Genomic DNA, 12,407 nt, shown 5'->3' with positions numbered 1-12,407 from the left:
TATTAGAGGTCAGTTCGTGTCAGAAATTGTAACCAAATTGATGGATTTTGGCTTTACCAAAACCGATGCCATGGTGTACATCACCTTGCTAAAAAACGGACGTTCTAGTGGTTACAAAATTGCTAAAGAAATTTCGTTGTCTCGTTCGTCGGTCTATTCTTCAATAGATAATTTGTACAGCAATGGTTTTATTTTTCTCTCGGACGGAGATACCAAAGAATATGAAGCTAAATCTCCCGATCTAATTTTCAGCCAGATTGAGAAAAAGACAATTACAAACATCGCCATTCTCAAGAAAGAGCTCTCTAAAATGGCACTTCAAGAAGAGAAGGAGTTTGTATACAACGTTTCGGGCTATGACAATTTAGTGCAAAAAGCCAAAGAGCTGATTAACCAATCTCACGTTGAAATCTACCTAAATTCAGACTTTCGTTTGAGCCTGTTCAAGCGAGAATTGTGTGAAGCGATAGAGCGTGGCGTACGAGTGATAGGCTTCTCGTTTAATAAATTGGAAACACCGCACGATAAAATGGAAATGTATTCCCGTTCAGAAGATCCTGAACAGGATTACCCATCGCATCGATTCATGCTTGTTGCAGATATGAAGTTAGCGCTCGCGTTTTCTCATCGTGATGAAACCATGGGGCTTTATACCAATAACAAGCTGATGGTGAAGATGATTGCAGAGCACATACATAGTGATATTTATCTTACTGAATATGAGCGAGCTAACCTAGAAAACAGAGTAAGAATCAACACCATCCATGAGCAATCTAACGCCATGGTTCAAGATGATCTTTCTAAAATTCGATAGAAACAATAGCATTGTTTGATGGCATAAAACTAAAGGTCTACTGAATTACTCGGTAGACCTTTTTTGTATTCACGTTAATTTAGCTACTCGTTATAGAAGCTTTCTTCACCAGGTTTAGGTTTGGCTTTTTCACCACTAAATACACCGCAATCGCTGCCAGACCAAAACCGAATGCTGCAGAGGCATCAAAGCTTTCATCGAACGCTAACCAAGCTTGTATCGCGGTAACTGGGGGAACCAAATAAAACACGGAAGCGACGCTTGAAGAGGCACCATGTTCGACCATGTACAGAAGTAGCATTAAAGCAACGCAAGACAGCACAACCACTAGCCAGACTAACGTAAGGATTAGCTCCATCGTCCATTCTATTTGCATGGTTTCAAAGGTCATTGCATATGGGAGAAATAACACTGCCGCTGCAAGGTATTGAACCGCAGCACCACCAACCATATCGACCCCTCGGCAGAATCTTTTTTGATAGAGGGTTCCAAGTGTTATGCCTAACAAAGCAAGACCTGAGGCCATAACCGCTTCCCATTTTTGGTCTTCGGACTGCCATTCAATATTGCCCATTAATACCAAACTGATGCCGATAAACCCTAAAGCGAGCCCGATCCATTGAGCACTATTGAAACGCTCTTGTGTCGCGTTGACTAATATTAGAGCGGTCAATATAGGTTGTGTACCAACTAAAAGTGAACACAAACCAGAGGGCATCCCCATATCAATGGCTAAATAGCTGCCTCCAAGATAAAACCCGTGAATTAGTATGCCCACCACACAGCTATGCCAAAATGCGCTACCTGTTGGAATTCGGCGGTGTAATACCGTCACCAGAATTAAAAACAAAATAACATTAGCGGCCATACGAACCAAAAGTAAGGTTGCGGGTTCCGCGTATTGAACACCAAATCGAGCACCAATAAATCCGGATGCCCAAAGCACGACAAAAATAAACGGGATCATTCGAATTAGCATGGCGAACCTTTGTATCAATTGTTTAACATTCTGTTACTGTAATAGGGTACAGCTAACTTGGTAAGGCACAGATTTGATTAGTTTGGAGGGTACAGATGATTGGAGAGAAAAAGTATTTACGGGTCGAGCAACATCTGCGTCATGGAATGGATAATGGCGTCTATTTACCTGAAGACAAACTCCCTTCTATTCGACAGCTCGGTCTTGATCTAAATGTGAGTAAAAATACCGTCATTCGAGCTTATCAAGAGTTAGAAGCGCTTGGGTTAATTTACGCAGTGGCGAAATCAGGCTATCGAGTGAAGAAAGCCCCTTATCAAAACCAATATCGCAGTGTTCAAGAGCCGAAAGAAATCGATTTACTGACTTTATCCCGTACATTGCTAACTTACCCCGACTATAAAGAAATATTACCGACCGGATCTGCTCATCCTAATACTGATTTCCCGTCCATACGTAGTTTGTATGCAGAAATAGCAAGACAAAGTCGGATGCAAAGTAATATATCCAGTCATTACCAATTACCCCCCGGAGATGGACGGCTAATACGGCAATTGTTGAAGATTAGCTTAGATCTTAGCATTCCGGCAAAAAGCGAAAACATCTTAGTGACTCACGGAGCGCAGCAGGCGATTAGTCTTGCATTACGTGCGTTAACTAAGCCTGGTGATATCGTTGCGGTAGAGTCGCCTTGCTACTTCGGCAACTTATTATTAATGGAGGCACTGGGGTTAAAAGTGTTGGAAATACCAAGCTGCGTCCGTAGCGGAATTGAACCTGCTGCTCTTGAGGAAGCGCTCAGATTATGGGAGATCAAAGCACTGTTGATTACGCCAAACTTTACTAACCCGACAGGCGCGCGCTTACCATTGGATAAACGAAAAATGCTATTACAAATTTCGGGTGATCTTCCGATTATCGAAGACGACGTATTTGGCGGACTATGTGTAGATGAAACGATTCCTAGTCTTTATTCTCTCGATGATCAAGACCGAGTGATTTACGTAAACTCTTTGTCTAAAACATTGGATTCTCGATTGAGAGTAGGATGGTTAATTTCAGGTCGATACCATACTCAGATAGATAAATATCAATTGTGTGAAAATATGGGAGGCTCGAACTTGATGCAGTCTGCTGTTGCCGATTTCCTTACCACAGGAAAGTACAAAACTCATCTTAGCCGAGTGAGGCGAGTTTATCAGCAGAACCAACGACGATTTAATCTCATGCTAAGTTGTGCTCTTAATCAACATGAAAACCTGATTGGTCGCTATCACTTAACACAGCCCGAAGGTTCTTTTTTGATGTGGCTTACGCTTCCCGAAGGTTTTAATAGCCATGAAGCCTGTCGGTTATGTAAGGAAAAAGGGATCAGCATCTTACCCGGATCCATGTTTGGATCTCAGAATCAGTTTGACCATTGTATTCGGTTTAGTACCGCTAATTTTACTGAGCAGGGAGACTGGAGTAAGGGGCTAAATGGGTTGGCAGTTATTATTTCAAATCTATTATAAATCAACCAGTAAAGTGACTGCTGTTATGGCAGGGTTAACATTGTTATCGCTCAATTAATGTTTTTGTCACTAATCAGCTGTATAAACGAGATTCTTTGCTACTTTTAAAAGACAACAATAAAAAGGCTTTCTCGTTAACGGAGTGAATATAATGGGTTTGGACAATATCTCAATATCCAAGAAGCTATCAATTTCCCCCTGCGGTATTAATCGCAATTTTGATTGCAATGGCTGTCATCAGTTCAAATTTGTTGGGTAACCTATCCGACGATATAAAAAAAATATCGTTTGATTTAGCGCCGGATACTGAATTGGCCGCAGAATTAACTGATGCGGTATATGGACTGAGATTGACGGTAAAAAATTACATTAAAACAGGTGATGAAAAGTTCATTGGTACGTTTAATGAACAAGCGGCTTTGTGGACTAAAGACTTAGAACAAGCTTTCAAAGAAATTCAAAACCCAGAACGTGTGGCTTTGTTGAAGTCGATAGAAGGCATGAAAACGGAATATTTGAATACGTTTACCGGAACCGTCATCTCAAATATGCGTAGCCGTAATGAGTTGGTTCAAGGGACACTCAATATAAACGGTCCCGAAATCGAGCGTAAGCTAACTCAGGTTATGGATTCAGCAAAGCGAGATGGCGATGTGGTCGCAGCTTATCATGCAGGGCGAGCGGTTCGTGCTTTACTACTTTCTCGTCTTTACGTATCTAAATTCTTGGTAGAGAACCAGCCTGCACAAGTCGACCGTTTCAATAAAGAGTTTGCTGCTTCTGAAGCGGAAATGGAAACATTATTGAGTACCTTAGAAAACCCAGGTCGACGTCGATTAACCGAAGAAGCAAAAACGCTACTTAATCAATATGAATTGGCTTCAAACAGCGTAGCCACAATGATTTATGATCGTAACGAAGGGATTAACACCCTCGATACCATTGGTCCTCAAATTGCCGTCAAAATAGCGGATTTAAGAGCCTCAATCAGTGCGTCGATGAAACTGGCCGCCACCACTTCTCAAAAGCACACAGAAGAGTCGACATCCATGCTCTTTACCGTGGCTGCTGGTGCCATTCTATTGGGGGTTGTGGTCTCGTTCATGGTAACTAAAGCGATTGTAACGAAACTTGCAGGCACTAATAGCGTCTTGGCTGACATTGCCCAAGGTGAAGGCGATTTGACGATACGAATTCCAGAGCACGGGCGTGATGAGCTCGCTCTATTAGCGAAAAACTACAATACCTTCGCGGACAAATTGCAAAACACGATTGCGAAATTAAACACGGCATCGGGCAGTATGTTAACGTCAGCGCGAGAGCTAACCGATAAAGCCAATAGCACACAAGAAGAAGTACGAGAGCAGCAATCTCAGGCGCAACTCGCCGCTTCCGCCATGACGCAAATGTCGGCCAGTGCACAAGAAGTGAGTAATAGCGCCGTTCAAGCATCAGAGCTTTCTCAGTCAACCGCAAATGCGGCAAGTGAGGGAACAAAAGTAGTGGTAGAGGCGGCGACGTCGATGCAAAGCTTGTCTGAACAAATATCGGATGCGAGTGATACCGTTGAGCAGCTACGCGCTGATAGTGAACAAATTGGTTCCGTGTTGGATGTTATACGCAGTATCGCCGAACAAACCAATTTACTTGCTTTGAATGCTGCAATTGAAGCCGCTCGGGCAGGTGAACAAGGGCGTGGATTTGCGGTCGTAGCAGATGAGGTTCGCTCATTAGCTTCACGAACTCAAGAGTCGACACAGGAAATTCAAAACATCATTGTTAGCTTACAGCAGCGGTCTGAAAGCGCCAGTCAAGCCATGACGAAGAGCCGTGCAAGTGCGGAAGAAACGGCTGCTCAGGTGCAATCAGCAGAGGAGTCACTGACCTCTATCGATGGGTTTATTGCACAAATCAATGATTCGATTGGACATATCTCCAGTGCAGCAGGTCAGCAAGCAACAGCTGCAGATGAAGTAAGCATTAACGTTAATACAATGTCTGATATTTCAGATAAAACATTGACGCAATCGATCGAGACGACAGAATCAGCCGAGCAGCTTAATCGTGTTGGTACGGAAGTCAGTGGATTGTTAGGCCAGTTTAAGGCGTAAGCAATCATTACGCGATTGCCTTAATTGAGTTTCAAAGAATATCTAACAAAGAGTATCTAAGTAGCGCGGCCCTTCATCGTATGTGAAGAGCCGCTTTTTTTCGTTATTAGGTGACGCAATTGAATAGAAACATCACTTTCGAAAGGCAATACTCAGGTAAAACCAGAATATAAGTTTGATGTGTCAATGAACGCTAGAAAACAAAGTTTGCCATGACGGTATATAAGCTGGCGTCTTTGTCTGAACCGGAGTAAATAGGAGGGAACCCGAAGTGGCCATTATGCCCGTCTTGGTATGCCTCTTGAGTCATCCTTACGGTTTGCCATTCAGCATTGATGGATACCTGCGGCGTTAAATAGTGTCTTATACCAATGATCGTATTGTTAGCTTTGCGTCTATGGTGGCTTTCGCCATAGGTGATATAAGGCGACCAATCATCATAATGATAAGCTAGGCTAGTATTCCACGCGGTCTGTTGGTCATCGTGTTCTATTTCTGCAATTATCTGCCATTGTTGCAATGAGTAAGTGCCGCCAAGTGTGTAGATCGTCAGCTGCTCGGTGGGCCTTTTCTGAATTTGGTATTGATTGTGCATAATTGCGCTATGTACTCGAAAATCTACCCCTGTTAAGTCGATGGCGAGACCGACAGAATAATCACTCTCTAATTCGAGCTGTACTAGACCATAAGGGATGGTCTCAACAGAGGAAATGCCATAGAAAGGGGTCACAATTAATTCGAGTGAGTCAGACAAGAAGGTTTGCCAGTCGATAGAAATGCCATCATAAGATGTAAACCCTAAAATACTGTCATAGACGTCTTGCGGTGGCCTTGCCCAAAGATAAGCATGGCCAACAAAGTAGTACTCGGATGCCAAAAATAGCGGTAAACGTTGACGGCCGATATGGCCCGTTAGATTGTTGTATTCATAACTAGCATATAGCCATTCCAACTCAGGTTCTGACCATTCGTCTTGTGGGCGCTTCACTACTTGAGTGGAAAAGCGCAGTTCATCGGTGGCATTATAATCAACCTGAAGACCAAAGATTGTGTCGCAGTCGTAGCATGTGCTATCGCCTATTTGGCGATTAACGAACAAGGCGTTTTCGTTATCACTACGAGTGATGGAGGTAGAACCAAAGCCGCTTAAGGTTAAACCATCAGCCAGTTCTATCGCAGCGTGAGTCGGCAAGCTTGCTGTCATGACCGCAAAAGAAAGGTAGCGTAATTTCATTGCTTACCTCCTTGCAAAATAGTCACCAAAATATTGGCATTTTCGGGTACTTTATCGACAGGCGCATAGGCGATCCCATTTGGGTTCTGATTAAGCCATTGGATAATGGCTTTAATATCGTCACTATCAAGCTCTTCGGGTGGGTGTCCTTTACCTGAAAATGAGCGGCTGGCCCAATAGCCATTCATTTGCGATATTGAGCGGCCTAATAGCATTTTATAGAATTCTTCTCTGTGAATGGATGACTCTGGTAAATCAACAAGAACGATTTTAATACTGCCATTGAGTTTTTTTGTTCGCCCTTTATATATCATCTTAGCGGTATTCTTACTGAGTTGTGGTATTTCTCCATTCATTGAAAAGACTGCAAATTCAATATCTTGAATGTCGTCAGCTAACAATTTCGTCGGGAACAATAGTAACCAAAGGGATATTATAAAATATCTACCAATAGATAGAGTTAAGGTGCGAAAGTCCATTGGCATTTAATTTCTTTCCAGCCATCATGATTAGTTCTAGTATTAAGACTAGATCTAAATATTAGAACCACAAATACAATAATAAAAAATCTGCTCATGTTCACAATAAAGGAGCGTGTATGAGCCTGATAGACAGGATATCAATCAAAACTAAGATGTTAGTTTTGGTGATCCTCCCGTTAGCAATCAGTAGCGTTTTGGCTGGCTTAGAAATTCATAAATCGTATCAGTACATTCAAGAGCTTAATTTGGTGTCTAACCGGATCTCTCTTTTGAGTGGCGTATCATCATATTCGTCACAAACTCACGCTCTCAGTGTCAATAGCCCTTCATCTAAATCGAATGATTATCGACGCATTGAACAAGGCTTGCAGCGAGAACTAGCGGCATTGGAAGAGTTGGTACCGTTGGCGTTTAAACGAGAATCACAAGATGACGTTACCCAAGCGATCAATGAGCTTGCAGAAACCGTTGGTGAGTATCCCGACCTGAGCGTTGAGGAGTTGAGCGAATGGTCTATTTGGATCAATGAAAGCAATGAGCATCTCATTACGTTGTTGGAAAAGTCTTGGCTAGATATCGAAGATATCAATATTGAACAAAAACTCGATGTTCTCTATCAATTACAATGGCTTTCGTTATGGTCTAAGCAAGAAAATGGCCACGTGAGGCAGTTATTAAATACGCCTACAGACCAAGATAAATTGACGCAGTTGGTGTCTGTAGCTGAGCGACAGCAATTTACTATTGAACGGTTTATATCTATCAATGCAGATGCCGAACAAATAAAACTATTAAGGGACGCATTTTCTGATCCCGCTTTTATCCAGAGTTATCAATTACGACAAGCCATTTTAGATGGGAAAATTACGGAAAAACTCATTGAAACAGGGCTTTCTGCATTTGATAAGCGGTATGAAAAAATACAGTTTGTAGTCAATAAAGTGTCCAAAAGCTTAATTGAAGATATCGATAAACGAATAGAAACTAAAAACACAATGGTGTTGGTTTTATCGATTGTCATTATTTTTTCATTATTGGTTTTTAGTTATCTCGGTGTGAACGTATCCAGACGAATTATTAATTATCTTTCATTGGTTATTCATACCTTAGGCAAGGTTGAGGCAACCCAAAATAATGCCCTGAGAGTGCCGATGAATGGTAATGATGAGTTAACGATATTCAGTACTCAACTCAATATTTTGTTAAGTGATCGGCAACGAAATCACGATGGCTTAGTCTTGGCCAAAGAGGAAGCAGAGAGAGCGAATATTGCCAAGAGTGCCTTTTTAGCCAATATGTCCCATGAAATTCGTACTCCTCTTAATGGTGTGATCGGGATGTCTTCGATTTTGGCCGATACCAAACTCGACCCCGCTCAGATTGAATATTTACAAACCATTGAAACCTCATCTCAAACTTTGTTAATGCTCATTAATGACGTGTTAGACCTGTCTAAAATCGAATCTGGTAATTTGGTCCTGGTCAAAAGCGATTGCAATGTCAAAGAGTTGCTGTACGACACACTTTCGATTGTGATGCCTAAAGCGCAAGAGAAAGGATTAGCCTTAAACGTTGATATCGACCCGAACTTGTTACCCCAAGTGAAATTAGACGAGCACAGGCTGCGGCAGATACTACTGAACCTATTAGGCAATGCGGTTAAATTCACCTTGAATGGTTCAATTAAAGCAATGTTGAAGTATGACCCTATAGATGAAAGTAAAGGCCAATTATATTGTGCAATCAGTGATACGGGGATAGGAATAGATGCCGACAAACAAACGGCAATTTTTACTCCATTTACTCAAGAAGATGGCTCGATAACCAGAGATTTTGGCGGTACTGGCTTGGGGCTTTCAATCTCACATCAGTTGGTTGAAATGATGAATGGCAGCTTGGTTGTTAAATCAGAAAAAGACGTCGGTAGTACGTTTAGTTTTCTGATCGATGTTGAGGTAGTGAAGGCTCGACAACAGCTAACCTGTTTGGTCGGAATGAAATTTTTAATGTTTGATAATGGCTTGCCGTATGCCGATTTATTGCTCTCGGAGCTGAACTATCAAGGGATTTCGGTTGTTCAAGCTGCAACGTATTCGCCCTCATTGGATCTAAGTTGCTATGATGGCGTGATTATATGCCAGAGGGATGACGCCGACGGTATGATTCACCAAGTGCGTGCTGACTTACCATTAAACAGCACCATTTTCATCTGCACCAACAATCGATCCGGCGTCAGTAAGTTGGATAAATTGGTTGTCGGCATCATTACGACACCTTTATTTGGCCATCGGCTTCGAAATATTTTAGTGAATGCCTTCGAGAGCATTCAGGCGGTAGACGATGACCTAACGAGTTTGTCGTCTACGCAGACACCCGATCACTCCTCAGTTAACAATGATGCACACTTGTCACCCACGCAAAGATCGATCACGCAAGAATTGGCGATATCCACAAACAATAAAGGGTGTGTTTTGGTTGTGGAAGACAACAAAGTAAACCAACAGGTAGTATCCTTGGTATTGGACAGAGCCGGTTATACCTTTGAAATAGCTAATCATGGTAAAGAAGCATTAGTGATGCTACAGCAAGGAGGGCGATATTGTGCGATCTTGATGGATTGCATGATGCCAATTATGGATGGTTTTACCGCCACTGAGCTCATGAGAGGCTGGGAAAAAGAACAAGGGTTTTCTCGAACTCCAATCATCGCATTGACCGCCAGTGTATTAGACCAAGATATAGAAAAGTGCTTTACCTCGGGTATGGACGACTACGTAGCCAAGCCATTCAAAAAGGAGTTCTTATTAGAGAAACTGGCCGAACATGCCTAGTTTGCATATTGGCTTAGGTCACACTTTTTCTTTTGCTGATAACGACTTCAAAGTTTGCCTATAAAAATACCTTATGCTTTCGCTAAGACGCTAGTATTGGGCCAATCTTCAATCGGCTGTGAATAACGAAAGGATCGGTTATGCAGGCAAAAACCCATATCTTAGTGGTAGATGACGACAGTGAAATTCGAGAACTTCTAGAAGAATATTTGTCTAAATTGGGCTTTCGTGTCTCTACGGTTGAAGATGGAGTGGCGCTTGATCTTCATATAGCCGAGCATAGTTATCCGGATTTAATCTTACTTGATGTGATGTTACCGGGTGAAGATGGCTTTGCTCTGTGTCAGAAAATTCGTAAACACTCCAATGTCCCTATTATCATGCTCACCGCTGTTTCTGAAGAAACGGATCAAATCATTGGTCTCGAAATTGGGGCAGACGATTACATTGCTAAACCTTTTAGCCCGCGGCAGCTCATTGCTAGAATAAAAGCGCTATTACGTCGGGTGCATGTCAATGAAGAAGAGCCGAACTCGGGCCTACCTCGACGAGTTTTGTTTGGTCATTGGCAACTCGATACGTTATCTCACCAAGCCATTAACAGTGAGTCTGACGAAGTGGTAGAGCTCTCGGGTAGTGACTTTACTTTGTTGATGTTGTTTTTATCTCACCCTAATGAAATCCTAGATCGAGACACCATTTCACATGCCACTCGCGGCCGTGAGGCGATGCCGTTTGAGCGCGGTATTGATGTGCAACTTAGCCGATTACGACATCGTTTTGGTAATGATGGCAGCAAATTCATTAAAACGATGCGCGGTAATGGCTATATGTTTACCGCGTTAGTTACCTTTGAGCATTAAATAATGCTTAAATTGCGCTGGCCTCGCTCATTGGTTGGTCGAACGCTTTGGCTGACCTTGCTGGCGGTTGCGGTCGCTCAGGGGATAGCGACGATGATTTGGTACTCACAATCGAAAAGTCGTGAACTTGAAGGTATCCGCTCTGCGTCTTCAAGTATGGCGACTATGTTTGCCTCCACCGTGAACTTCTTCCAATCACTGCCTCTTGAGTATCGTCACATAGTCTTGGATCAGATCCGTAATATGGGCGGAACGCGCTTTTTCGTTTCATTTAATGATGAACACCTTACGATCGAGCCGATTAAAAGTTCACCTCTAAAAGAGGCTTCAATCGGTGCGGTAAAAACGGTCCTGGCTCAGAAGTTGCCAAAAGCGCATCACATTAGTGTGGAATTCTCTCGGCCAGATAAGTTAAGAATACTGAAAAATGACATTTATTTAAGTGATTTACCCAAGTCATGGGCTCACCATACATTAACTTTACAGCCGATCAATCCACCAATATTAGTGGTACAAATTGAATTGGCTGCAGATGAATGGCTATATATCGCCGCATTATTGCCCGCACCCTATGTGAGCTTAGAAGATGAAATTCTAGGTACCGATCAACTGATCTTTCTGTTTTTCTCTACGTCGTTATTATTGCTATTAACCTACTTGATGATCCGGCGGCAGGTGAAGCCACTTAAGCGTTTAGCACAAGCGGCAAACGACTTGAGCCTAAATATCGATCAAGCGCCTTTGGTGGAAGAGGGGGCGTCGGAGCTAGTGACGGCAACTCGAGCATTTAACCGAATGCAGCTGCGTATTAATCGCTATATTACCGATAGAGAAACGCTTTTTTCGGCTATTTCACATGATCTCAAAACGCCGATTACTCGCTTGAGGTTGCGAACGGAGTTGCTCGAAAGTGACGCTAAGCGCGAAAAATTCAGTCAAGATTTAAATGATCTTGAAATGATGGTTAAAGGGGCACTTCAGTGTGTAAGAGAAACCGACATTCATGAGAACACTGAATGGGTCGATCTCAACGACATGCTGGCAAGCATTGCCGAGAGCCACAACCACAAGCAACTTAATGTTGTGCTGCCAACAGATAAAATCCCACCTTTGTGGGTTAAACCGTTAGCGATAAAGCGTGTGCTGACGAATCTGATAGATAACGGCGTAAAATATGGCAATAAAGTCAGAGTCTTTGCCTATGATAACGACACCGGGCTTGAATTGATTGTTCTTGATGAAGGCTCGGGTATCCCAGAAGACAAACTCGAAACGGTATTTGAACCGTATTACCGCTTAGCAAAAGACTCTGACGGACACGGTTTAGGCTTAGGTATTAGCCGTAGTATCGTGCATGCACACGGCGGAGATCTCATTATTTACAATTCTATTAACGGTGGTTTAGAGGCTAAGGTCTTGATACCACACGATCTTGATGACTAATGTAACGTCATTGTTACATTAGTATTACTCTTTGTTGCAATCTTCTGTGTCCGGTCGGATTAAGCTCTAGTCAATCGAGGAAATCTGAGCCGTATTTGTTTCCTCTTTTTGGCTAAATCCAATACACACGGACGAT

General features: G+C 42.6%; 9 protein-coding genes. 6 read left to right on the top strand and 3 right to left on the bottom strand.

Annotated elements, in window-relative coordinates; genetic code table 11:
* The first annotated feature begins 16 nt into the window (after nt 1-16).
* Nucleotides 17-814, top strand: coding sequence for a TrmB family transcriptional regulator (locus VTAP4600_RS09505; protein WP_102523954.1), 798 nt, complete (start codon nt 17-19; stop codon nt 812-814).
* 79 nt (nt 815-893) lie between these two features.
* On the opposite strand, the gene VTAP4600_RS09500 is transcribed toward VTAP4600_RS09505, so the two are convergent.
* Nucleotides 894-1,793 carry a DMT family transporter gene (locus VTAP4600_RS09500; protein ID WP_102522581.1) on the bottom strand — a complete coding sequence of 300 codons (900 nt, stop codon included), beginning with the start codon at nt 1,791-1,793 and terminating at the stop codon, nt 894-896.
* 95 nt (nt 1,794-1,888) lie between these two features.
* On the opposite strand from VTAP4600_RS09500, the gene VTAP4600_RS09495 reads away from it, so the two are divergent.
* Nucleotides 1,889-3,307, top strand: a complete 1,419-nt coding sequence (locus tag VTAP4600_RS09495) for an aminotransferase-like domain-containing protein (RefSeq protein WP_102522580.1) — start codon at nt 1,889-1,891, stop codon at nt 3,305-3,307.
* A 227-nt stretch (nt 3,308-3,534) separates the two neighbouring features.
* Entirely contained in the window at nt 3,535-5,418 is a 1,884-nt protein-coding gene (locus VTAP4600_RS09490; RefSeq protein ID WP_102522579.1) for a methyl-accepting chemotaxis protein, read from the top strand.
* 193 nt (nt 5,419-5,611) lie between these two features.
* Here the strand turns inward: VTAP4600_RS09490 and VTAP4600_RS09485 are convergent, their stop codons facing one another.
* A complete protein-coding gene (locus VTAP4600_RS09485) occupies nt 5,612-6,652 on the bottom strand; it encodes a hypothetical protein (protein ID WP_102522578.1) in 1,041 nt (346 codons plus the stop codon).
* Nucleotides 6,649-7,068, bottom strand: a complete 420-nt coding sequence (locus VTAP4600_RS09480) for a hypothetical protein (protein ID WP_231897779.1) — start codon at nt 7,066-7,068, stop codon at nt 6,649-6,651. Before VTAP4600_RS09480 ends, VTAP4600_RS09485 begins: the two co-directional genes overlap by 4 nt.
* Nucleotides 7,069-7,250: 182 nt before the next feature.
* Here VTAP4600_RS09480 and VTAP4600_RS09475 point away from each other — a divergent pair, with 182 nt between their 5' ends.
* From VTAP4600_RS09475 to VTAP4600_RS09465, 3 genes are all read left to right on the top strand, one after another.
* A complete protein-coding gene (locus tag VTAP4600_RS09475; protein WP_102522577.1) occupies nt 7,251-9,965 on the top strand; it encodes a hybrid sensor histidine kinase/response regulator in 2,715 nt (904 codons plus the stop codon).
* Between the two features lie 140 nt (nt 9,966-10,105).
* Nucleotides 10,106-10,828 (top strand): response regulator, encoded by a 723-nt coding sequence (locus VTAP4600_RS09470; RefSeq protein ID WP_102522576.1) that lies wholly within the window; start codon nt 10,106-10,108, stop codon nt 10,826-10,828.
* A gap of 3 nt (nt 10,829-10,831) precedes the next feature.
* Entirely contained in the window at nt 10,832-12,271 is a 1,440-nt protein-coding gene (locus VTAP4600_RS09465; protein ID WP_102522575.1) for an ATP-binding protein, read from the top strand.
* The last annotated feature ends 136 nt before the right edge of the window (nt 12,272-12,407 follow it).

Source organism: Vibrio tapetis subsp. tapetis, assembly GCF_900233005.1.
In the GTDB taxonomy this organism is placed as follows: Bacteria; Pseudomonadota; Gammaproteobacteria; order Enterobacterales; family Vibrionaceae; genus Vibrio; species Vibrio tapetis.
Note: the sequence above shows the minus strand (reverse complement) of the source record. Positions and strands in the feature narration are given on the sequence as shown.

Bases quoted from the DNA above. Each gene is read 5' to 3' on its own strand.
- VTAP4600_RS09500 (WP_102522581.1), bottom strand. From the start codon at position 1,793: ATGCTAATTCGAATGATCCCGTTTATTTTTGTCGTGCTTTGGGCATCC.
- VTAP4600_RS09495 (WP_102522580.1), top strand. From the start codon at position 1,889: ATGATTGGAGAGAAAAAGTATTTACGGGTCGAGCAACATCTGCGTCAT.
- VTAP4600_RS09490 (WP_102522579.1), top strand. From the start codon at position 3,535: ATGGCTGTCATCAGTTCAAATTTGTTGGGTAACCTATCCGACGATATA.
- VTAP4600_RS09485 (WP_102522578.1), bottom strand. From the start codon at position 6,652: ATGAAATTACGCTACCTTTCTTTTGCGGTCATGACAGCAAGCTTGCCG.
- VTAP4600_RS09475 (WP_102522577.1), top strand. From the start codon at position 7,251: ATGAGCCTGATAGACAGGATATCAATCAAAACTAAGATGTTAGTTTTG.
- VTAP4600_RS09470 (WP_102522576.1), top strand. From the start codon at position 10,106: ATGCAGGCAAAAACCCATATCTTAGTGGTAGATGACGACAGTGAAATT.
- VTAP4600_RS09465 (WP_102522575.1), top strand. From the start codon at position 10,832: ATGCTTAAATTGCGCTGGCCTCGCTCATTGGTTGGTCGAACGCTTTGG.